Here is a 21,349-nt window from a genome sequence, read left to right as displayed (position 1 = left end):
GTCAGTTCCTCCGTTGGTTTTCATATGCGTCTCTAAAATCCTGCCCGATCTCTCCAAGAAACTGCTCTTCGGCAGATCGCGCGATTTCGCGGTACCGATCCTGGTAGAGTTGCCACATCTTGGCGCTGCGCCCACCAGCGATGAGCTTTTCAAGCAGGCCGGTTTCGTCCATATCCTTTTCAATCTCTTCGGGATCAAACCTGTCGATCATTCGCCTCAGTGATGTTTGCAGCGCTGTCCAGGTCCTGAGCTGATGATCCACAAGATCGCTGTATGCCTCTGCCACAGCCCTGTCGGGCGACAGATATCCGGCGCCGCGCGGATGGAGTAACGCGGCAACGGCTTCGTCTGTCGACGCCAGGAACTTGAGCGGGTTCACGTCGGCGTTGGAAATCAGGGTCTGCGCCACCCGTACCTTCTGCTTTTCCTGCGCCCGCGTGCGCAGCAGCAGCATCAATCCGTCGACCAGTTCGCGGAGACGAGACCCGACTTCTTCAACCTCAGCGGCCAGATCTCCGGCAGGAAACCGATCCGGATCCAGACCGAGGCCACGATAAAGCGCGGCCCTGATCACGTCGGTCTCTTCGGTGTTTGCCTGCAACAGGCTCGGTCCGCTCTTTTGATCCGGAAAGGCCCTCTCGGGGGAAGGGGCGGACTGGACCAGCTCGGGGGGTGGTGTAGGCTGAACCGGATCTGACGTCACCACCGGTTCCACTGGTTTGGGAGCCGGTACGGGCGTGTCGAAGTAACCACCGCGCTTTAGGGGTGGTTCCGATGGCGGATCATCCGGTTTGGGTGCCTCCCGCGCCTTGCGCATATCCAATCCAAATGGATCCTCCTGTGCAAATGGCCGTGGTGTCGGCGGCGTTTCGCCGCGCGCGGGAAAGCGGTCTTCACGGCGCACGCCAAACGGATCCGGCAGGCTCCCGGGCCGCGCAGCGGGCTCTTCGGCCTTTTGGGCTGGGCCAAAATCGAACGGACTGTCCGGCAAGGCAGGTTCGGGCACCGAACTGTCCGCAGTCGAGGTTTCGACCCGAAAAACAAAATCACCAAGACGCAAGCGCATGCCTTGATCCAGCGGCACAGAGTTCCCGGCACCAAGCGGATTGGCCGCGTTGTCGATGTACAAGCCCCCGCTTGACGCATCGGTCACCATGACAGTGCCGTTCTCTTCGCTCAGGATCGCATGACGGCGGGATACGAACATGTCTGGGTCTTCAAGTCGCCAGTCGGCCTCGTCGCTGCGTCCGATGACAACCTGGCCGCCGGCGTACGGGATTTCCGTAAAATCTTGCGGCCTGGGCGCATTTTCGAGAACCAGACGCAACATCATGCCGCTACCCTCCGCCGGTCACGGGCGGTGAAATGGATGAAACACATATCTTCCGCTCCCTGGCTTTCATCAGGCGATAACCACGACGTACGTCCCAAACGCGAAGCGCCAAGCCTTGCCGCAGGAACCTCTCTAGCCGCGAGGATCAGACGCAGATCAAACTCGATAGCTTTGCCCTGGGCAAAAACCACCGCATGCCGCAAACGTTGCCAAGTGGCGTCATCGTCCAGAAAAGCTGAGAACTGGGAAAATGTGAGCGGCCCAATTCGGATCTCGGCCCGAGATTGGCGATCAAAAACCCGCGCTCCAGCCACCGCGCCCTGACCCAAACCTGAATGGGCGCGTCCTAGCCTTGATTGAAGGTGTTCGGGCAGGACAATCCAATGGCCCACGAACTCTCGCACGGCAACCGGCAGTTCCAGAACCGTGGACAGAAATGCCGCAAGGCGACCGGGACTTTGGACTTGCTGCACAAGTGCCGTCGCCTGCCGCAGTTTCCCGTTGTCGAGACGACCGTCGCCGCTGGGTGTTCCGGGAAGCCCGATACCGGCCAGCGCCCGCATCATGGCGCTGACATTACCTCCGCCGGAATAGCCAACCTGAACATCCGCCCGAGCATCCGCCCAGGCACGCCAGAACAGGGCGATGTGGCGATGTTGCAACAAATTGATGAAGTTCAGAAATGACGTATCCGCCGTTGCACCTGCGGTATCTCCCGCAAACCAACGGTTGGACATCCGTTCCATGATCCAGCGGGTAAGATGAAGGGGCAACGGTCCTTCCGGACCGATCAACCCAAGAACATTGACGGCAACCTGAGCCGGCTTGTCCGCCGTCCCCGGCACCATTTCCGCCACATCGGACGCCGCAAACACCATGCGCGGAGATTGCCCAAGCCGCGCCGGCTCGGTTCCCGGACCACCGGCCCTGCCAAACCGCGCGCCATCCCGTTCCAGCAGGCGCAGCAACTGGAAGAAGTTCATTTGACGCACAGTTTCGGCTTGCCTGGTCAGATCAGAACCCGGCTGCCGGGCTTCATCGGCCATGTCACCTCCTGTTGTTGTTGCAGTAGCCGGGTCTTGGTCCGGACAAAGGAGTTCGTGGCAGCTGCTCGGGTCAGAACCTGAGCCAGCAGCGACGACAACAATAGAGAACTGCCCCCGGACAGCTGGCTTTCGTCAACATCAAGCGTGATCTCCGTTCCATTACCAAAGCAAATTGGCCCCGGCACCTGCAACCGTTCGATCAGTGGCCGCGATCTCAATGCCGCGATCGAGCGCCCGTGCCGGGCCAGCACCGGATCGCCCCGGTCCGCGTAGAGAGATATCATCGCGCGTAACGGCTCGGCGCCCGCGCTGCCTTCGGCCAGCGAAACAAAACCCATGTTCAATTGCGCGATCCAACGCCAGATCAGATCGTTCATTCGCTCCTCGCCGCCGGGTCCCCCCGGGCGCGCACTGCGCAACGAGGGGCGTGGCCGGCGAAACGGCTGCAACAGGTTGACGCTTCCAACCGGGTCGCCGGTTTCAAGCGTCAGAACCGGAGTGTCATCCAGTATCGGCAGATCACGATTGGTGCAGAGCGCCCGAATATCCAACCGGGTTGGCGGCGAGGCCCCGGCACGCGCACCGGCCGGACGTGCCACGGAAATGAAAAGATCATCGCCGGTGTAGCTGGTTCGCGTCTGACCGCGCCTGATCTCGTCATCGCCGGGGCGCCGCGGTCTGCGATCCGTGGTGTAGACATAGCCGCTGTCGGCCTTGTCCTCGAAAGAGAAGAGTGGCGGGACAACAGCTTCGGGACCGTCGATATCGGCATCTTCAACCCGCAACAGCCTGTAGATTTCGAAATCCCGAGGCCGCGTGCGATCCGCATGGACAATATGAGCGGGTCGATGGGCATCGAGACCAACCAGATTGCATTCATGTTCGAACAAGTTGACAAGCGGCGCGACAAAGAGGCGGAAGTCGTCCGCCGCCAGATCCCTCAGATTGTCGAACGGTTCGTTCAAAAGCAAAACCACTTCGACATCGGTCTCTTTCGCCATCTGAATGGTCGGCAGCAGCCCCGAAATTGTGAGGGCAAGGAACCGCTCGGGCATCAGAAAGTATTCCCTCAGCAACCGGTATCCTTCGAATGCTGACCGGACACGGGGCAACAACGCCTGCTCGTCAGACAGGCCTACCATCGCAGGCGCATCGCACGTGGTGAACTTTGCGTCGGGCCGTCCCGGTCGGGCAATGACCGGCCCGCCAAACCCAAAGATCGCATCAAAGAGCAGCGCCCCCCGCCCGGCCGAACCAAAGTACAAGTCCAACCGATCAAGAGAGAGGTCCGACAGCGCACCCGGCCCCGTTCTGGTCAACACCAGCCTGATGCCGGCAGCGGCCGACCTGCTCAACCCCTCGGGCACACCCGCCTCGGACAAAGCACCTGTATCCTGAAGATACCGGGCCGCCTTGATCTTGATGGGCCAAAGATGAATGTCTTGGGCCGTAGTGTATACGGCACGGGTACTGAGACCCTGTTTGAGACCTGCTACCAGCCGCGTGCCGCGTTTGACCCTATGACCCGAAAGCATGCTTTCCACTTGCGGCCCGGGATTCAGCTGAGCCATGGACATCGCCGGTCCCGGTCCGGCCAAATCCGGATAGAGCATGTCCAGCAGATTACGCACATACCGGCTTGCCTCGCCATCGACCTTTAACCGCGTCCGCGCCGCCAGAAACGCAACCCCTTCAAGCAGGCGTTCGACATAGGGGTCGGGACAGGGCACGCTGTCCAGGGACAGGTTTCGCGCCACGTTCGGATGCAAGGCCGCAAATTCCTGAGCCAGGGCTCTAAGCTGGATCAGTTCTTCCTCATAATACTCCAGGAACGCCTGATCCATCACATATCCTCAAGCTGGGTCCGTGCCTGCCCGTTGTCCAGATCCACTGTTGTCGACAATCTCAATCGTTCCGGAACGGGTGACAACATCAAGACCCCGTCCACATCTATGCGCATACCGGTCTTGTCACCGACACGGACCTTGACCTTGATGCTCTCCTTTCGCAGTCGCGGTTCATAGACCTGGAGGACCTCTCGTATTTCCCGGGCCAGAGCGTCCTTGTCGAAATCGTTACCCGACATTCGGCCCGCGAAGGACGGGACACCATAATTGAGCACACTGCGCCGGATTTCTGGAAATCGCTCCAGCTTGGCGGCTGGCGTTTCGACCGACAGGCTTTCGCGTTCGGTCATCAGGAAATCCGCTTCCAACCGCTCGACGTTGAACAGCATTTCGATATCGCGCCGAACGGCCTCGCGCAGAACATCCGCGGAAACGACAACTCCACGGTCCTCGAGACGCATTCGATGCGAGAGTTTCTGTTGCAGACGATGCAGCAACAGCCTCGTTTTTTCCGACAGGTCAATCCGCTTCTCAATGGCCCGCGGACCGCCGGAAACCAAAGCGTCAACCTCCGCCACGCCTCCGAGAATGCGCGCGAGTTCCGCGCGCATTCCCTCTGTTTCTGCGACCAGTCCCGGCATGTCATCAACCAGCCGGTCCCAGAGGGACGGCTGCACCGCCTCGTGCCTCGACGTTCTTATGTCGTTGGCCTCAGCCATGCGCCGCCGTCCGTTTCTTCAAGTCATACGCCCTTGGCGATGTCGAACTCGATTTCGTGTTCGTCACCCGCCGAATGGTCGTCGGCCTGAACAATGTACTTGACGTTCACCTGCTCGAACGAAAGCCCGCCCTGTTCCTCGATCATGTCGTGCCGGTCACTGTTGTTGCCTAGCACATGATAGCTAGAAAGGACGGCATTCGTCATCGTGATGGTCAGATAGTCTAGATGGGCTTCTCCCGAGTCCTTGCGCACGGTCAGAACGATTTCGTCAAACGACCTTGCCTGCATACAGGCCAGCGCAAGATAGGGCGATGAAGCGTCATAGAACTTGCGAAACTTCAGCGCCTCTACACGCGCACGAGACTGCGACCGACCCCGGCCAATCTGCGCCACGGCGGCCTGTTCAATGGCCCATTCAACGTCGTGGATGTCGATTTCGTCTTCGTGCTCGGCACGCTGGGATTCCCCATCAATGTCGGGGATTTTCAGATAACCGGTCAACGGCATAGTATAGTCTCCCTGTTCTCAAGTTGGAGTAAAACAATCAGCTCTTTACAGAGGGCAGTTCCGAAACCAGCCGCAGGCTCGCATTGATACCTTCGAGTTGGTAATGGGGCCGCAGGAAGAACCGGGCATTGTAGTACCCCGGTCGTCCTTCGACGCTGTCCACCTGTACCTCGGCCGCAGCGAGGGGGCGCTTGGCCTTGGCCTTGTCGTCGGCCATGGCAGGGTTGGCCAATACGTAGCGGTTGATCCACTCGCTAAGCCAGACCTGCATGTCCGAGCGTTCCTTGAATGTCCCGACCTTGTCGCGGGCGATTGCCTTGAGGTAATGCGCGAACCGGCTGACCGGGAACAGATAGGGCAGGTTCGCCGAAAGCCGCTCGTTCGCCTGAGCGTCCGGGTCAACCAGACGGCCCGCACGTGCTTCGTCGTCCTGAAGGCTGTGCGCACCGATAAACGCGGCCACATCAGTATTCTTGCGATGGAGGATCGGCATCATGCCAAGCTTGGCCAGTTCCGCCTCGCGCCGGTCGTCGATGGCGATTTCCGTCGGACACTTCATCGCCACGGAGCCATCATCGGTCGGGAACGTGTGAACCGGCAGGTTGGTTACCGTGCCACCGGATTCGACCCCCCTGATCTGGGTCCCCCATCCGTACAGCTTGTGGCTGCGATTGATGTTCACGCCCATGGCAAACGCCGCGTTCATCCAGACGTAGTGGTCGTGCTTTCCGTCGATCTGCTCTTCGAAATCGAACCCTTTTACCGGCACCGTATCGGCCCCATAGGGAAGGCGAGCCAGGACACGCGGCATGGTCAGACCGATGTAGCGGGCATCCTCGCTTTCCCGCAGGGACTGCCAACTGGCATAATCGGGGCTGGACACGATCTGTTCCAGATCCTGCGGATTGGGCAGTTCCTGCCAGCTTTCCATCCGGAACAACTGTGGCGCTGCGGCTGCGATGAACGGCGCATGTGCCGAGGCGCAGATGCCAGAAAGGTTGCGCAACAGGCCCACATCCTTGGGCTTGTGGCTGAATTCATAGGCCCCAACGATGGCCCCAAAAGGCTCGCCACCGAACATCGAATATTCGTCGCTGTAGACTTTCTTGAAGATCGGCGACTGGTCCCACATCTGGCCTTCGTAGTCTTCCAGATGGTCGGCCAGATCCTCTTTCTTGATATTCAGAACCCGTATCTTGAGTTTCTGATCCGTTTCCGTGTTGTTCACAAGATAATGCAGACCGCGCCAGGTGCCTTCCATCTGGCGAACTTCCTCGCAATGCAGGATCTCGTTCATCTGCGTGCTGAGCAGACTGTCGATACCCGAAATCAGCGATTTGATCGACTTGACCGCGTTGCCCGAGATGGTTGCCGTTCCGGAACGTTCCTTGGCGGCGAGGGCCAGATTATGCACCAGCGACTTGATCTTGTCGCCCTCGCTGTCCTTGACGCGGAAATCCTTTTCCAAAAGATCGCTGAATTCACCCAGATCAAGCGCTTCGGCTTCGGCGGCGCCAGCGGCGCCTTGCTTCTGTTCTTCGGCCATGTCAGTCCTCGCTTCCGCCCGCGTTTGTCTTCACCGCCTCGTCCGCGACCTGGGCCAACAGCGGTTCGTTGTTCAACAGTTGCGCAATTCGTTTCTCGGCATCGACCTTGCCGTCCATGTAGCTGAGCAATTCTTCGAGCTGCCGGCGCATCTTCAGCAGTTCGGCAAGCGCCGGGACCTGTTCGGCCACTTTGTCCGGAGCAAAATCGCTCATGCTCTTGAACGAAAGATCGACGAACATTTCTTCGTCCGCCTCTTCGCCCTCGGCGGCAGGCAGCTTGTTCGGGACCCGCGCCTTGACCCGCGGAGCAAGCGCTTCCATGAACTTGTTGAACCGACCAGCGTCAGTTTCCACGAACGCCCGATCAACGACAGCCTTCTTGGCTTCTCGCGTCTCGGATTCTCCGGCCAGATCAGCCATCACGCCCATCACGAATGGGAGCTCGATCGTTGTGGGGCTGCCGTAATGTTCGACGTCATATGCAATCTGCACCCGAGGCGCGCGATTGCGTTCTATGACTTTCTGCTTGCTTTCGCTCATTCTAGTGACCTCTCCTGACTTCCCTTATTTTTTCTTGGACTCTTCCATACCCGCGACCAACCTGAACTCTTTCAAACCGGATGGTGCGACTTCCTCCATCAGTTGCACGAAATCCATCGCCACCATCCGGCGCAGACGTCGGGCAAGGTGCGGGATCGGACTCGAAGGTTCGGTCCGCTCGTAGAACGCAATGATGGCGTCCAGGCTTTTTTCGACATCGGCGCGTGACCCAATGGTACCGGGCGTCGGTGCAGCGGGTCTTGCCTCCGCCGCAGATGCATTTGCTACCGTCGCTGGGCCGGGTGCCGGTTCCGCTGTTTCAGCAGAAGGCGGCGGTTCGCCAGCGGAATGGGCAATGCCGGACTCTATTGCGGACTTACACTGGTCAAGAAACTCGGTCAGCGCAGGCACCGAGAAACCAAGGTCACCTGCTCCATTGCCCTTTTCGTTCAAGGCGGCGCTGATGGCCGCAATACCGCTCAGGGCCGCAGACAACCCTTCGCTCAACTCAGCGGCCCGCTCGGATTCTTCTGCCGCCAGCGCCCTTACCGCCGAGGTCACCCTGCTTCGGCGGTTCGAATGGCTGGCCAAGATGGCGTCTTTCTCTGCCTGGCTCAGCCCCGAGGCCGCCCGGTTGAGAATCTCGAAATCGGTCAACAGACCCTGGGCCAGATCGTTGCCGGAAACTCTGCCAATGCCGCGCGGGGTCAGGACGGCGTTGAACTTCAGATCTCCCAACAGACCATTGTCATCGTTTTCCAATTGCCGCAGGGCGTTCATTCGGGGAAGCGCCGCTGCTTTTGGGTCGTCCCGGTCGCGCAAGGCGGGATGCAGCGCATCCCAGTGGTTCGCAATGATCTGCGCAATCATCTGTAAACCTTGCGCAAGCCCTTGAAACCCCTCCAGATTAGCTGCGGCACGGGTGGCAATCACAACAAGCCGCAAGTCGCGCCCGAAACCTGCCAAGTCCTGAATCTGGTCCCAGATGTCTTGCCAATCGACCTGCGGAGCGCTCTCGTTGACAGATCCGTCCGGGTTCACGCGCTCTGACCTTGCGGCAGGCTGAAGCAGCCGCTCGATCGCGTGAAACGCAGGCTCGTTTCTCAACTCAATGCCTGCGGGATTTTCGCCTTTCGGATCCGCAAGGAGCGTGCCGAACTCCATCTCATCCAACCCCAACAAAAATAATGCAAAATCAATGCAGGTAGTCTTTCAGATGATTGCGATTCTTGCAACATTCATGGTTTGTCGGCGGCAGTAGTGGCGACAAACAGATAAGCCCACTCTCCTTTGAAACCCGGTTTGGCCATGAGAAGACTCATACGCTCGCGTAGAAAATCCAGGTACTGCGGAGCGGTTTCGACCAAGGGCCTGGGCGAGTTGTACAAAGGCGCGTTCACCGCAATGGTCAGAACGATGTCCTGCCCGAAAGGCGGTGCGATCTCGAACTTCATCGAAGGTTCACCGTCTCGCGATCCGGGCACGGAAAAAACATCGCCCGCCGGGCGCAACGGCGGAGTGCCACCTGTGGCATCGAGATGCAGAACCTGTCCTTCGCCATCGAAGTAATCGACATAAACATACGCGTCATAGTCCGGCGCGGTCAGATCAATGCGCAGCAGTTCTCCCTGCCTGAACGCATATTCCCGGGCGAAGCCTTGCGCGCCGATCATCGCGGCGTCTTTGAACTGCTCTTCCGATTGCGGAAGACCGCTTGCCTCGATCTGACCCAGAACGTCACATTGCGGATGAGGCAGAATGCGCAACCCATCTTCGATCTTGAGCGCCGAGCCAAGCTGCGTGCCGACCGCAGACAGCGCTGTTGCGCGAAGGTCGTCGGCTGGAATGTGGCCTAACAAACGCACCCGACCGGTGACGGGGTCGAATTCGGTTCGCATGCGGGCGCAATCAACCGCCATCATCGCTGCCCGGATACCATCCCGAACTTCGGTCGCGCCGGACGGAACAAGAAATGCCTCAACCGCCGACAGGGTTGTCGCATCCAACTCACCAACACCATCGGGACTCCAGTCTAGCGACGGTGTTAATCGGGTCTCGGTCAGCGCAGCCACAGCCGCAACAGCGCTCGGCGGTACATAGACCCGCGCCGGCTGACTGATCGGCACCAGACTGTCGACGCCACTTGCCGACGCCGGTTTTTCAGCCGCGGTTCCCGCCACCGGGCGCTCTTCGGACAACGAGGTGCCAAGAGCGGAAACCCTGTCAAGATTGACTGTTTGCGGCCGTGTGGAGCTTGCCAGAGAAAGCGTTGGTTGCGATGATACAACTCTTGTTTCTGTTCTTGCTATTGAAACGGCCACCGAGGGTTCGGCGATCAAGTTTGGCGCTTGCTCCCCAGAGCCGGTCTTTGCCGACAAGACCTGCACAGGCGGATTTGTGGCGGCAACCGTCTGTGAATCCGGCCTGTCAGATCTGGAAAGAACGCTCTGCGCCGTTGGTTGTGATCGCAATGTTGTAACTGGCAAAGCAGCGGGGCGCGCGACATCAATTGGCACGACAGCCGGGTCGGCCCGGCCTCCCGCAGGCTTCGCGGTCCGCGCATCAGAGGCGTCTGGCGAGACAGCGGCGCCCTGAACTTCGGGAACGCGAACCACGGCCATCATGAGCTCAGAGCGCGTTAACGGCTGTTGAGGCATGGGACGCGGCAACAGGAAAGCGGCGACGACCAGCACAAAGCCGCCATGCAGCGCCAGCGAAACCATGCTGCCGACGGCGGCATGGGCAAGCCGGGTCACTGCCCCGTCTCCGGGGTGACAACCAGAACGACATCGGCCAGTTCCAGCGCCTCCAGTTCCGTGAACAGCGGCAACACATGGCGAAGCGGCGTTGCGGCGTCGGCATTGACCCGGATCAATTCCACGTCTTCGGCAAGGGCGGCGCGCCGGACCCGGTCGATCCAATCTGCTCCGGCGGCCTGACCATTCACGGCCAAGGCTCCATCGGCGGCGACCGACAGGGTAACGCCGCCACCCGGCATATCTCTACCCGAAACCGCTGTCGGAGGAGTGACCTGGAAAGGCGCCGACGCATCCAGGCGGGCAACCAGCATGAAAAACACCAACAGGAAGAAGACGACATCCACCAGAGCCACGACAGGTTCTGCCCGTGGATTGGCGGGGCGCCGCCGCAGTCTCATGGGTGTGCCTCAAGCCGGACCAGACGCGTCCGGGTGATGCCGGAGCGGGCCAGTGCATCCATCACTCTGGCCAGCGCCTGCACGGGTGCTTCTCCGGACGGCAGGATCAAGACGGTATGCGTGCTGCGGCCTGTCTCTTGAAGCCAGTCGCCCAGTTCAGCGGCCGGAACAACCTTGCCGTTGATCACGCTTTGACCAAGCGAGTCGATACGCAACAGGATCGACCCACCGGGGTCTTCGACAGCGTCGAACCCGGTTTCTTCGGCCGACTGCGAGACCGGGATCATATCGAGATCGAGGTAGACCGAGGTCACCATGAAGTAGAACAACAGTATGAAAAGCACGTCGATCAGCGGCACCAAGGTGACCTTTGGCAGTATGCCGCCACGCCGCGCCGTCTTCATTTCTGCATCCGTCGGCGCGCCGAGGTCAGGGCGCCCACCATCGTCCGCTCTATCTGTGTCGCGCCGACCTCGGCCCGCGCGGTCAGAAGAGCGGCCCCCACCAGGGCCGGAATCGCCACAACAAGGCCCGCGGCAGTCGTCAGAAGCGCCTGCCAGATTCCACCGGCAAGTATAGAGGCATTGGCCGCGCCCTCGGCCAGTTCAAGAGATCGGAAGGATTGAATCATGCCCAGGACTGTGCCCAGCAAACCCAGAAGAGGGGCAATCATGCCCACAAGTTCCAGAAACCGGACCCCGCGATAAAGCACATGAGACTCTGCATTGCCATGTTGTTCCATTTCCGATGTCAGCACCTCAACGGAAACACCCTTCTCGAGCAAAGCCGCCGCCCGGTTCAGAACCCGATCGGCTGGACCCTTTTCCGGGACAGCGACGACCTCTCCCCGCGCCAGCTTCTCGAGCATCTCGTCTCGTTCCACACGTCCCTTGCCGACGCCCCAGAGCGCCAGAATTCGAGTGGCCAGAACGGAAACCGAGGCCAGTGACAGCAGCCCAAGCAGCAACAGGATCGGCCCCGATACCCCAAGCTCCGAAAGATCGAAGGAAATCATGACTATTTGACCAGCGGAACTGCGGCTTTGCTGTCCAGCTCGATCATCTCGAAACAATCCGCCTCATCCCGATTCTGCGGCTTGCAGCTTCCAATCTCGTGCAACAGGATCTCGCCGAGCCCGCTGCAATTCGTTTCCGGGAATTCAAACAGTTTCAGCGTTGTACGGGCTGCCGGCAAGGGCGAGGCGTCGACGGTCACCAATCGGTCGATGACACCACCCGTACCCAGCAACGCGAGAGATATCTCCAGCGCCTCAAAACTCATGCCGGTCTGATTTCGAAACAAGAAATACGCGCGACAGCCGCTGCCTTCGCCCGGTTCCAGTTTGTTCAGTTCGACGGTCAGCGGACCGGGTGCCTGGGCGGCGACACTGATGGGGACCAGCAGAATGGCGGTAACAATCCGTTTGATCACTGTTCCTGTTCCTCCGTTTCTCTATTGACGCGAGACTAGCAGAGATTCGCACTGCGGTCGCTAACCTTGGTGTTTGGCGATTTGTCGTGGGTGTGAGATAATGAGGGCAATTGTTGAGGAGATTGCCATGGGTGAAACCCGTCAGATAGATGGCGTGTCCATTGGATTGCTGTTGGGCTTCGAAGAAAACGCGCCCCTCGTCGTCTTTCCCGGTAATCCATGTGACCATGCGGTGACGGCGCGCAGCCTGGCGCGTCTGACGGATGAAGATGTGGGCGGCGAGGTCGCGCTGATGTTCGAAGACGGCGACCTGCGGCGGCCGCTGATATTGGGAAGAATTCAGCGAGAGGTGCGCGAAACCATCGAACCGACGGTCATCCACGATGGGGAGACCGTTCGTGTCAGCGCCGAGAAGCGTCTGGAGTTGAGGGTTGGCAAAGCATCCATCATCCTTGAACGGGATGGTCGGGTTACGATCAGAGGCACCAATGTCACCACTCAGGCCAGCGCGGCAAACCGCCTGCGCGGCGGATCAATTCATCTGAACTGAGGATCAAAGGTGGAAAACCGGATCGTCGAAGATGTCATCCGGGCGCACGCCGAGGGCGCGGCTTTCTCTTGGGCGCAATTCAGCCTGGCATCACTGGCTGACCCGGTCGATCGGGTCGTGATTGACCGGCGCCGTTCCGAAGCCGAGGCGCATCTGGACGGTCTGCGTATCGCCGGGATCGCGGCCTGGCCCATTTTGATAGATCAACTCGAAACATATGAGGAGCGGGGCGAGGTCTTTGCTGCTGCGCTGCTGGCCTTTGAGCAGTCGAATGATCGCCGTCTTCGACAGGTCCTCGGCCTCTCCGCAACTGAAGAAGGCAGAGTGGGCCTGCGTGGTGCGGTTGCTTGGGCCGCGCCAGAGCTTACCGCCGGTTACGTTCGCGAATGGCTCGATGCCGCGACACCCGCACTGCGGTGGCTGGCTGTCGCGGCCTTTGCCGATCGACATGCTGACCCGGGCACACGGCTGGAGCGCCTGTTGTCCGATCCCGACGACACCGTGCGCGCTTTGGCCTGCACCGCCGCGGCCAAAGCCCACCGGGCCGACATGGTGCCGCGATTGCGCGAACTACTGGAGACTTCCGGAGCGGAGGTGGAACTTGCGGCGGCAACCGCTCTGCTAGAGTTGGGTCACCCGCCGGATGACACTCTGACCACACCGCTCCGACGGGCGGTTTTGGCCGATCCCGGCAATGTGGATCTCATGAGAAAACTGGTCAGGGTCAGCCCGCCGGAAGATATCCGGGCATGGTTCGCAACGCTGCTGAAAGACAGCGAAACCGCCCCTATCGCCGTCCGCGGGGCCGGAATACTGGGAGACAGGACGCTCGTCCCCTGGCTTGTCGAACAGATGCGCGAGCCGACATTGGCCGACGCCGCTGGCCGTGCGTTTCTCGATCTGTTTCCCGAAGCATGGGAGAGCTGGGACGACTTGACCTCGCTCGACCCCAAAGACCACGGCCCGGCATTCGTCGAGGCATTTGGGGGCGAAATGGAGGTTCTGCCGGTTGCCGAGAAAATTGCATATTGGCAATCCGAACATTCCCAATGACCTTATTCAACTATGATCGATCTGACCTGAGGGGCGTTGTTACCAGTTGCCAAGATTGCATTTGCCAGCCCATTTAGGGCGCCCGCATGACAAAGGAAACGGTGTAGCGGAATCTCAATCTCGTTTTTGTAAAATCTGATTTCTCCGGGATCACGTACACTGCAGAACTCGGGCTCAACTGGTGCAACCGGATAGAACCCGGAAACAGCTCCCACCATCCAAGAGCCAATTCTACCCAGAACTTCATCTGCGCTCTCGCCTCGCGGTTGGTTTTCAAAGATGGCGGTTACCAGAATGTCAGACGAATAGTCACCATCTGAAACGAGAACAGCTTCCGTCGAAGGATGCAAACCTGGATAGGGGTCATCTCGAACCGATGATTTTTCCGGCTCGATCAGCTTTCCAGAGAAGCCTTGAGGAGACAGAGATATTTCTAACAGCCGCGAAGATCCCTTCAACATCATGAATGATTGGGCCAAAATGATTTGCGCAGCGTCATCCAAGCGCATTCCACCTATTTTCCAGTGGATTTCGTGACCTCGGATTCCAACAAACTCTGAATACTCGATGTCTGCATTTGCCGGCGAGATTTTTCGCCCGCCTAAACCTCCAGAAGCAACAAGCGCATCAAAAGTCATCACCAAAGCAGCCGCTGTTTCTACTTGGTCGCCACTGGGCACATCATCGAACAAAAGCTTAAGTTCGAAATCCAGGCCTCGCTCGCTCTGCCCAGGCGGGCTCAACAACGCACGATAGGGCAGATCATAGGCGCTGATCATTTATCTCTTCCACCGAGGAAACGCGTTTCCCATCTCTCGAGGGCATCTTCGTCGTCTTCAAAATACTCGAGCAGGTTCGCGTCCCCAAAGAATGTAATAGGTTCAAGATACCCAGCCACCCACTCGAGTCCCTGACAGTCTTGCTGCCTATTGGAATCGCAAACCTCCGGCATTTCGGATGTCTGAAGCTTCCGAATACCGCTGAAGTCCGAGATGGATAACTGGTGGGGTGGAGTCGGCAACTCTATCTCGTTCAATTGGCCCGAATGGGAGCGGGATAGAAAAGTAATCCATCTCGCCCCTCGGCTGAGACGCCCCAAACTTCCAGCGGTCCATTCGTTTTGCGCCAGATCCAAGCCAATGAACCGTTGTGCCAGTGCGCCTATGGCTTCGGCTACCTCGCCAAAGGCTTCCTCGGAAGTTGCGACCACGGCAGGCGCGGCATATCCCGTATCCAAAGGAAACTTGGCGGCAACTGAGGTCAGCCAGCGGCTGGCCTCGTTGGCCTGCTCAACCGTTTCCGGGAAAGGCAAGACAATTTCAATACTGTTTGTGACTTCGACTTCTTCGCTGGCACTGTCTTCTGATGTCATCCAGAACAGTGCATACTCTGGACCTTGGGCGTCAGGACCGCGAAGCTTGATGGCTGTAATGTCCTTTTCGCCGAGCGCATCCAATTCACGTTGAATCTTTGCCGCCGTCCCTTTGCCCGTTTTGGTGAAACGCATAGCGTTTGCTCCAACTGCCGCCCATGGCAAGGGTCCACCCGCATACTCTTGGAACGCCTGGAGCAACCACTCGCCAGCTGATCGCAACTCAATTGGAGGTGTCTTGCAAAATAGACAACATATCAAGCTCAAGCGCATGTTGGCGCTTTCAGGATCAAGTGTCTCCAGCCGACTCTTCAGGTTTTCTAGCATTTTCGACCATCTACGTGAATAATTGTCGGTTTGATCTTGAATACTGCCCGGTACTTCGCTGTCTGGCTCGGGGCCATATGGCCACCGGCCTTGCAGTTGAACTTGTAGTCATACGCGCGGACAGGTTTAGGATTATAGCGCACGACATCCGGGATAAAATCCCCCCCACGCGCTTTTCGCAACGCGTTGATATAGATATTCCTATTTCGAGCGGCACGTCTCGCGGCGGCACGGCCCTGCGCCTGTGTTAAAGATTTACTGTAGCCTGCCATACGGTTCGAAATGAAGGTCTCGTAGGCCTGTGTTGCCTGCTGTTGAGGCGATGGTCCTGCGCCGGGTGCTCGGCGCCGAAACCTCAGTGGATTGCTCGATACTCTTTGGTAGGGAACTTCTGTTTCAAAACCGTCAAGATCACCACCTGCATTCTGCTTCTCTTTCTTAAGTTGGTCTTCGCAACATTTGTGTTTGAGCGTACCAAGCCGAGTACATTCCCTGCCTCTTGGTCCAGTATTGGTCGTTCCTGGTCCGCAATAACCTTCAGCCTGGTTAACAGCCTTGTTGCAAGCCGCAGCAATTGCCTTGAGCCCCTTGGTTGGCATGACCGGATCCACGTTTCCGGCCAAATCAACCGTATTCTTATTGTTGTGAAACTTCTTGTCTGTGTTACGACAGGCGTTCTTGCCGTCCATCTTCACGTCAAAGGAATAGGTGATCCAGTCCGTCGCCTTCATGTTGACGTTGGATTTGATACCGCCAGCGGTTCCAGGCTCGTCCCCGTTCGAGGATTTGTATTGCGAGCCCTTGATGGCGATCATCTTGCCCTTGGCCTTGACCGTCGTCGTGCCGCCACTCAGCGTGCCCTGGTTGGCAATGTTCGGGTAAGGGACCGGGATCGGCCCCCCGGGCGATGGGGTCTTGCACACATCCGGTATGGTGGCGATCGAAATGCCGATCGTCGATTTGTAGGTCAGCCCAAGGCCGTTGACCAAGACGTGGCTAGGCATGCGCGCCTCCTGTCGTTGAACTCAGCATGACAGCCGCCCGGCTGCCATTGTCCGAACCGCCCCAGACCACGGATAGCGGCCCACCGGCATAGCCCCGGTCATGCGCCTGCATGATCAACCCGACGCAGGCCGGCCCCGTGGCCGCCCCAAGATCACCCCAGCAATCCGCCGGGGTTTCAAATCCGGCCGCATCGCGAAACAGTCCCGTGCTCCGCAGTACCGCGAAACCGTACTCGTTACCGCGATAACGTTCGCCATTCATATCGCAGAGAATGCGATCAACCGGTTGCTGTGGGTCAGGCAGAAATGTCCCAAGAGCAGCCAGCACGGATCCAAGTCCTTCGCCCAGACAGATGGTTTCAGTGCCGATCAGGTTCTCTTCTTTTCCGATCTCTGTCGCCACCACCCTCAACACCCGATGCAGGCCCAATCGGTTTGCGGTATCTTTTCGCGCCATCAGACAGAAACCGGCCCCTTCGCCTGGGCAGAAGCCATATTTGTTCCCGTCGGAATGCAACCGCTCGCCCTCATCAAGCCATTCCAGCGTTTCTGGAACAAGGTAGCTGTCAACGCCCCCAACCAGACACAGCTCGGCCTGCTGGGTGACCAACGCGCGCGCGGCGTGATGCAGCGCGACCAGACCCCCGGAATGCCCTTCGGCAATCACGCCGCCACGGGATGTTCCGACATGATCCGCAAGCCGATCACACAGCCCAGCGTAGACAGAGTCAGCATGCGAGAGAGGTTTTCCAGGTCGATCCTCTCCGGTCGAGATCATCAGGGTCACATCGGAGATCTTTGTGTTCTCAAGGACCGGTTTCAGAGCCTCCAACGCGGCTGAAGTGGCCAGATCAACTTCACGATCAATTCCCGACGCAATGGGGTCGAGCGCGGTATCGCGCGTCACCTTCATCGGCTGACCGAACCGGTCTATCATGAATGGATGGTCACCGATCACCGAGATACCGGCCCGGACCGCCGCCGCGCTGGCCGGCAGTGAAAAGCCCAATGGGGTGCGCGCGCCGGCCGAGATGATGACGATTTCATCACTCATCAGGTGACCCCCAGCCAGACGCCGGTGCGCCGGATCGAGTCAGGAACCCCAACTCGGGTGCGCAAGGACACCGTTGTCGATTTTAGCCGTTCCTCGTCATAGGGAACCGGAAGTGCGGACAGCCAGACCACAGTGAAACGCCGTTCGTCCGGGTAAAGCCATACGGAATGGATTTGCACATCACTGCGCCGGGTGGGCCGATTGTAAAACTCGGTCACGACATCAAAGCTGAGGCGCGGCAAAAGGAACTGCCAGAAACCGTCCGAAGTAAAATTCCCCATGCGGATATGTTCGTAACCGACGAGCGGTTTTTCGCTTTGCTGATCGCGCGGGGCCGCCTGATAGAATTGCCGGTCGAAATCAAGCGGTGGCAGCGGATCGCGGGCTTTCTCCCAGACCGCATCATAGGTTCCGGCATATTTCAGCCTGGGTAGCCAGTGCCGCGCAACAGGACCAAAGCCGGCGGGTCTGCCGCGTCCAGGTCCGGAATATGGCGTATCAGGGTATTCGAAATTCGGTGCGATCCTTCCGGCCAGACGATTTACGTCGGTCGCAAACCCGGTCCCGATGGTGTTCGCCGGTTCCCAACCCGGATGATCGGGGTCCTGATCCCAGCCGCCATAGGCCCGCCGCCAGCTGAGCGGTATCTTGGCAAACTCTCGCGGCCCCCCAATGGCCAATCCCATCGGCCCGACACCCATCTGCCGATCACCCAGCACCCTGACCCGCTTGTCGATATCAGCCACCTTTAAACGCAACTCGCACTCTTGCGCCCAGCCGCCGGGGGCATGGGCATGCCCGGCGACAAACACGTCGGTTCGCGGCTTGAAGATGTTCAGATCGGTTTCCTCGATCAGTTCCGCCGTGGGGCCTGACCCTTCATAAACCGGCGATAACGCCACCGGACGCTGGTCCGCCGCCGGGGTTTGCACGCCGTCCGCAGCGACGTCAAAGGTGCCCTTGACCACCACCAGCCAAGTCTCCGCTCCGCTTTCGTCGCGGGTCCAGCCGCGATCGGCCGCAAAAGGGGTGTTATTGAACAGCAACCACATGACGGGTCCCAGTACCCAAACCTATTCGAAAACGTAGTCGAAACCGTTCTCACCTCCGGTGACCGTCACCTTGGAAAAGCTCTCTCCGCTCAACCGCCCCTGCAACAAACGACGGCTCAGTTCCGGCATCAGCGTATTGGTCAGGATCGCGTCGATCATCCGGCCACCGCTTTCGATTTCGGTGCAGCGCGCCTTGATCAGGTCCATCGCGCCCTCGCCCAGCACAAGTTCCGCATCATAACCCGCCTCGAGCCGCTTCGCGATCGAGCGCAGTTTGTGCCCTGCAATTGCCTCGATCATCACATCTGACAACGGATAGTACGGAATGGTGACCACCCGCCCCAGCAAAGCCGCCGGGAAAACCTTGAGCAAGGGCGCCCGCAGGGAGGCGGTTAACTCATCTTGATCTGCGGTCTTGGCGCCATCCTCTGTCATCGCCATGATCTCTTCAGACCCGACATTCGAGGTCAAAAGGATCAGGGTGTTCTTGAAGTCGATCCGGCGACCCTCGCTGTCGTCCATCATCCCCTTGTCGAAGACCTGAAAGAAGATCTCGTGCACATCTGGGTGCGCTTTCTCCACCTCATCCAGCAAAACGACGGAATAGGGTCTGCGACGCACCGCTTCGGTCAACACCCCGCCCTTTCCGTACCCGACATATCCCGGCGGCGCACCTTTCAGGGTGCTGACCGTATGTGCCTCCTGATACTCGCTCATGTTGATCGAGATTAGGTTGTCTTCTCCTCCAAACATTTGCTCGGCAATCGCCAGCGCGGTTTCGGTCTTGCCCACACCCGACGGACCGCACAGAAGGAACACGCCAACCGGCTTTTCCGGTGCTTTCAGACCCGCCGATGAAGTCTGAATCCGGTTCGCGATCATTTCCATGGCGTGATCCTGCCCGACGACCCGTTCGGTCAGGGCCGATGCCAGATTGAGCGCGCGCTCAGCCTGGCTGGCCAGCATCCGACCCATCGGAATCCCGGTCCAGTCCTGGACCACCGAGGCCACCGCCATCCTGTCGACCGAAGGCAGGATCAACGGGTTTTCACCCTGCGCCTTGGCAAGCTCGACCATCCGTTCCCGCAAGGTGAGCAGCGTTTCTTCTCGGTCGAACGGGGTTGCTTCGGGCGCCTCGGCCACCTCGTCTTCGCCCCCGGATTCAGGTGCGTCAACAACCGGCGCATCGCCAACCTCGCCGGTGTCGTCCAGGGCCGCCCCCGCGCGGCGGAGCTGGGCCCGCAGATCGAGAATGTCGGCGACAAGCGCCTTTTCGGCCTCCCAGCGCGCATTGGCGGCGTCCATGTCCGTCCGGGCGGCTTCCAACGCGGCTTCGACATCCGACTTGCGTTCGCTCACGTCGATCCCGATGGCCTCTTCGCGTTCGATGATGCCCTGTTCGATCTCGAGCGCGGCAAGCCGGCGGTCGATATCCTCAACCTCGGCCGGTGTCGCATGCTGCGAAACCGCAACCCGCGCACAAGCGGTATCGAGCAGGCTGATCGCCTTATCCGGCAATTGCCGGCTGGGGATATAGCGATGCGACATCGCAACGGCGGCCTCGATTGCCTCGTCCAGAACCTCGACCTGATGGTGTTTTTCCAGAACACCCGCCACGCCCCGGCACATCAGCACCGCGTTGGCCTCGGATGGCTCCTCGACCTTGACCACCTGGAACCGCCGGGTCAGCGCGGGATCAGGCTCGATATGCTGCTTGTATTCGGCCCAGGTCGTGGCCGCGATGGTCCGCAACTCGCCCCGCGCCAGCGGTGGTTTCAACAGGTTGGCGGCATCCCCGGTCCCGGCCGCCCCACCTGCCCCGATCAGCGTATGCGCCTCGTCGATGAACAGGATGATCGGAACGTCTGAACTCTGCACCTCTTCAATGACCGATTTAAGCCGCTTTTCGAACTCGCCCTTGACCGAGGCACCGGCCTGCATCAGCCCGATATCCAGCATCTGCAATTCTACGTTCTTCAATTGCGGCGGCACATCGCCCTTGGCCAGGCGCTGTGCGAACCCTTCGACCACAGCGGTCTTGCCCACCCCCGCCTCACCGGTCAGGATTGGGTTGTTCTGCTTGCGCCGCATCAGGATATCGATGATCTGGCGGATTTCGGCGTCTCGGCCCACCACCGGATCCATCTTGCCGCCGCGCGCCCGCTCGGTCAGGTTCACCGCATATTGCGACAATGCCGACTGCCCACCTGGTTTTGGTTTCGCCTTGGGCGCATCGCCTGCGGCATCGCCGGTTCTTTCCAGTGACGCCGCCAGCAGATCGTCGAGCTGCCCGGACATCGCACCGGCGTCAAGCTTGTCGAATTCCAGGCTGATCTTGAACAGCAACCCTTCCAAGACCGGTGTCTGCAAGGCCGCGAGCAGGATGTAAGCCGACCGAACCTGGTCGTCACCAAATTCCAGCGAGCCAAAGTTCCACGCCTCTTGAATGGCCCGGAAGATATGATCCGAAAACTCTTCGACCGACCCCGCGCCATGCGGCAGCGCGTCGGTTGCCCGCAGCATGTCGCCATCCAGCTTGCCCCGATCCACGCCCGCCGCTTCCAGCAGCAGGGCAAAATCGGATCTTTCGCTGTCGGCCAGCGCGGTCACAAAATGCACCAGTTCGACATATGGATTGCCACGTCTCTTGGCCGCTTGTGCCGCAGCTGAAAACGCTTTCAGGCAAACCGGGTTCAGCTTGCCCACAAGTTCCTTACGCTTGACCGTCTCCTGCGCAGCGCGTGCCGCCATGACAGACCTCGTTTCTGAAAATTGTTGTTGGAACCAAGTTCCGGTGAAATAATCGAC

Annotated in this window: 21 protein-coding genes; 2 read left to right on the top strand and 19 right to left on the bottom strand. The window is 59.4% G+C overall.

Annotated features, from left to right (window positions below; translation table 11 throughout):
* Window position 1 precedes the first annotated feature (1 nt).
* The 13 genes from tagH to OE747_RS18435 form a co-directional block, all read right to left on the bottom strand.
* On the bottom strand, window positions 2-1,333 hold the full coding sequence (tagH, locus tag OE747_RS18495) for a type VI secretion system-associated FHA domain protein TagH (RefSeq protein WP_263830023.1): 1,332 nt from the start codon (window positions 1,331-1,333) through the stop codon (window positions 2-4).
* Window positions 1,330-2,379 carry a type VI secretion system baseplate subunit TssG gene (gene tssG, locus OE747_RS18490; RefSeq protein WP_263830022.1) on the bottom strand — a complete coding sequence of 350 codons (1,050 nt, stop codon included), beginning with the start codon at window positions 2,377-2,379 and terminating at the stop codon, window positions 1,330-1,332. The genes tagH and tssG overlap by 4 nt, the downstream gene beginning before the upstream one ends.
* A complete protein-coding gene (gene tssF / locus OE747_RS18485; protein ID WP_263830021.1) occupies window positions 2,343-4,223 on the bottom strand; it encodes a type VI secretion system baseplate subunit TssF in 1,881 nt (626 codons plus the stop codon). Before tssF ends, tssG begins: the two co-directional genes overlap by 37 nt.
* A complete protein-coding gene (gene tssE, locus OE747_RS18480; RefSeq protein ID WP_263830020.1) occupies window positions 4,223-4,945 on the bottom strand; it encodes a type VI secretion system baseplate subunit TssE in 723 nt (240 codons plus the stop codon). Before tssE ends, tssF begins: the two co-directional genes overlap by 1 nt.
* A gap of 23 nt (window positions 4,946-4,968) precedes the next feature.
* Window positions 4,969-5,454, bottom strand: a complete 486-nt coding sequence (locus OE747_RS18475) for an Hcp family type VI secretion system effector (RefSeq protein WP_263830019.1) — start codon at window positions 5,452-5,454, stop codon at window positions 4,969-4,971.
* A gap of 37 nt (window positions 5,455-5,491) precedes the next feature.
* Window positions 5,492-7,000 (bottom strand): type VI secretion system contractile sheath large subunit, encoded by a 1,509-nt coding sequence (tssC, locus tag OE747_RS18470; RefSeq protein WP_263830018.1) that lies wholly within the window; start codon window positions 6,998-7,000, stop codon window positions 5,492-5,494.
* Window position 7,001: 1 nt separating this feature from the next.
* Complete coding sequence (gene tssB, locus OE747_RS18465) at window positions 7,002-7,541, bottom strand: type VI secretion system contractile sheath small subunit (RefSeq protein ID WP_263830017.1); 540 nt, start codon at window positions 7,539-7,541, stop codon at window positions 7,002-7,004.
* Between the two features lie 24 nt (window positions 7,542-7,565).
* Window positions 7,566-8,705, bottom strand: a complete 1,140-nt coding sequence (locus OE747_RS18460; RefSeq protein WP_263830016.1) for a type VI secretion system protein TssA — start codon at window positions 8,703-8,705, stop codon at window positions 7,566-7,568.
* 74 nt (window positions 8,706-8,779) lie between these two features.
* Window positions 8,780-10,297 (bottom strand): DUF4384 domain-containing protein, encoded by a 1,518-nt coding sequence (locus OE747_RS18455; protein WP_263830015.1) that lies wholly within the window; start codon window positions 10,295-10,297, stop codon window positions 8,780-8,782.
* A complete protein-coding gene (locus OE747_RS18450; RefSeq protein ID WP_263830014.1) occupies window positions 10,294-10,698 on the bottom strand; it encodes an ExbD/TolR family protein in 405 nt (134 codons plus the stop codon). The genes OE747_RS18455 and OE747_RS18450 overlap by 4 nt, the downstream gene beginning before the upstream one ends.
* Entirely contained in the window at window positions 10,695-11,102 is a 408-nt protein-coding gene (locus tag OE747_RS18445; RefSeq protein WP_263830013.1) for an ExbD/TolR family protein, read from the bottom strand. The genes OE747_RS18450 and OE747_RS18445 overlap by 4 nt, the downstream gene beginning before the upstream one ends.
* Window positions 11,099-11,713: a MotA/TolQ/ExbB proton channel family protein gene (locus tag OE747_RS18440; RefSeq protein ID WP_263830012.1), complete on the bottom strand. Its 615-nt coding sequence runs from the start codon at window positions 11,711-11,713 to the stop codon at window positions 11,099-11,101. Before OE747_RS18440 ends, OE747_RS18445 begins: the two co-directional genes overlap by 4 nt.
* A gap of 2 nt (window positions 11,714-11,715) precedes the next feature.
* Window positions 11,716-12,129: a hypothetical protein gene (locus OE747_RS18435; protein ID WP_263830011.1), complete on the bottom strand. Its 414-nt coding sequence runs from the start codon at window positions 12,127-12,129 to the stop codon at window positions 11,716-11,718.
* A gap of 127 nt (window positions 12,130-12,256) precedes the next feature.
* Between OE747_RS18435 and OE747_RS18430 the strand changes: the two genes are divergently transcribed.
* Both OE747_RS18430 and OE747_RS18425 read left to right on the top strand, forming a co-directional pair.
* On the top strand, window positions 12,257-12,679 hold the full coding sequence (locus tag OE747_RS18430) for a DUF6484 domain-containing protein (RefSeq protein ID WP_263830010.1): 423 nt from the start codon (window positions 12,257-12,259) through the stop codon (window positions 12,677-12,679).
* A gap of 9 nt (window positions 12,680-12,688) precedes the next feature.
* On the top strand, window positions 12,689-13,732 hold the full coding sequence (locus OE747_RS18425) for a HEAT repeat domain-containing protein (RefSeq protein WP_263830009.1): 1,044 nt from the start codon (window positions 12,689-12,691) through the stop codon (window positions 13,730-13,732).
* 2 nt (window positions 13,733-13,734) lie between these two features.
* Here the strand turns inward: OE747_RS18425 and OE747_RS18420 are convergent, their stop codons facing one another.
* The 6 genes from OE747_RS18420 to tssH are packed head-to-tail and all read right to left on the bottom strand — an operon-like array spanning window position 13,735 to window position 21,292.
* Window positions 13,735-14,511, bottom strand: a complete 777-nt coding sequence (locus OE747_RS18420) for a hypothetical protein (protein ID WP_263830008.1) — start codon at window positions 14,509-14,511, stop codon at window positions 13,735-13,737.
* The gene (locus tag OE747_RS18415; protein ID WP_404818340.1) at window positions 14,508-15,377 is read right to left on the bottom strand and encodes a type VI immunity family protein; all 870 of its coding nucleotides are present in this window, start codon (window positions 15,375-15,377) and stop codon (window positions 14,508-14,510) included. Before OE747_RS18415 ends, OE747_RS18420 begins: the two co-directional genes overlap by 4 nt.
* Before the next feature lie 47 nt (window positions 15,378-15,424).
* Window positions 15,425-16,435 carry a DUF4150 domain-containing protein gene (locus OE747_RS18410; RefSeq protein ID WP_263830006.1) on the bottom strand — a complete coding sequence of 337 codons (1,011 nt, stop codon included), beginning with the start codon at window positions 16,433-16,435 and terminating at the stop codon, window positions 15,425-15,427.
* Entirely contained in the window at window positions 16,428-17,489 is a 1,062-nt protein-coding gene (locus OE747_RS18405; protein WP_263830005.1) for a beta-ketoacyl synthase N-terminal-like domain-containing protein, read from the bottom strand. The genes OE747_RS18410 and OE747_RS18405 overlap by 8 nt, the downstream gene beginning before the upstream one ends.
* On the bottom strand, window positions 17,489-18,541 hold the full coding sequence (locus tag OE747_RS18400; RefSeq protein WP_263830004.1) for a DUF2169 family type VI secretion system accessory protein: 1,053 nt from the start codon (window positions 18,539-18,541) through the stop codon (window positions 17,489-17,491). The genes OE747_RS18405 and OE747_RS18400 overlap by 1 nt, the downstream gene beginning before the upstream one ends.
* A gap of 21 nt (window positions 18,542-18,562) precedes the next feature.
* Window positions 18,563-21,292, bottom strand: a complete 2,730-nt coding sequence (gene tssH / locus OE747_RS18395; RefSeq protein ID WP_263830003.1) for a type VI secretion system ATPase TssH — start codon at window positions 21,290-21,292, stop codon at window positions 18,563-18,565.
* Window positions 21,293-21,349: the final 57 nt, after the last annotated feature.

The sequence above is a fragment of the Ruegeria aquimaris genome (genome assembly GCF_025751555.1).
Lineage (GTDB): Bacteria > Pseudomonadota > Alphaproteobacteria > Rhodobacterales > Rhodobacteraceae > Ruegeria_B > Ruegeria_B aquimaris.
This window is presented reverse-complemented; position numbering and strand designations above follow the sequence as displayed.

Coding starts and splice junctions, on each gene's coding strand:
- tagH (WP_263830023.1), bottom strand. CDS start 1,333: ATGATGTTGCGTCTGGTTCTCGAAAATGCGCCCAGGCCGCAAGATTTT.
- tssG (WP_263830022.1), bottom strand. CDS start 2,379: ATGGCCGATGAAGCCCGGCAGCCGGGTTCTGATCTGACCAGGCAAGCC.
- tssF (WP_263830021.1), bottom strand. CDS start 4,223: ATGGATCAGGCGTTCCTGGAGTATTATGAGGAAGAACTGATCCAGCTT.
- tssE (WP_263830020.1), bottom strand. CDS start 4,945: ATGGCTGAGGCCAACGACATAAGAACGTCGAGGCACGAGGCGGTGCAG.
- OE747_RS18475 (WP_263830019.1), bottom strand. CDS start 5,454: ATGCCGTTGACCGGTTATCTGAAAATCCCCGACATTGATGGGGAATCC.
- tssC (WP_263830018.1), bottom strand. CDS start 7,000: ATGGCCGAAGAACAGAAGCAAGGCGCCGCTGGCGCCGCCGAAGCCGAA.
- tssB (WP_263830017.1), bottom strand. CDS start 7,541: ATGAGCGAAAGCAAGCAGAAAGTCATAGAACGCAATCGCGCGCCTCGG.
- OE747_RS18460 (WP_263830016.1), bottom strand. CDS start 8,705: ATGGAGTTCGGCACGCTCCTTGCGGATCCGAAAGGCGAAAATCCCGCA.
- OE747_RS18450 (WP_263830014.1), bottom strand. CDS start 10,698: ATGAGACTGCGGCGGCGCCCCGCCAATCCACGGGCAGAACCTGTCGTG.
- OE747_RS18445 (WP_263830013.1), bottom strand. CDS start 11,102: ATGAAGACGGCGCGGCGTGGCGGCATACTGCCAAAGGTCACCTTGGTG.
- OE747_RS18440 (WP_263830012.1), bottom strand. CDS start 11,713: ATGATTTCCTTCGATCTTTCGGAGCTTGGGGTATCGGGGCCGATCCTG.
- OE747_RS18430 (WP_263830010.1), top strand. CDS start 12,257: ATGGGTGAAACCCGTCAGATAGATGGCGTGTCCATTGGATTGCTGTTG.
- OE747_RS18420 (WP_263830008.1), bottom strand. CDS start 14,511: ATGATCAGCGCCTATGATCTGCCCTATCGTGCGTTGTTGAGCCCGCCT.
- OE747_RS18415 (WP_404818340.1), bottom strand. CDS start 15,377: ATGCGCTTGAGCTTGATATGTTGTCTATTTTGCAAGACACCTCCAATT.
- OE747_RS18410 (WP_263830006.1), bottom strand. CDS start 16,435: ATGCCTAGCCACGTCTTGGTCAACGGCCTTGGGCTGACCTACAAATCG.
- OE747_RS18405 (WP_263830005.1), bottom strand. CDS start 17,489: ATGAGTGATGAAATCGTCATCATCTCGGCCGGCGCGCGCACCCCATTG.
- OE747_RS18400 (WP_263830004.1), bottom strand. CDS start 18,541: ATGTGGTTGCTGTTCAATAACACCCCTTTTGCGGCCGATCGCGGCTGG.
- tssH (WP_263830003.1), bottom strand. CDS start 21,292: ATGGCGGCACGCGCTGCGCAGGAGACGGTCAAGCGTAAGGAACTTGTG.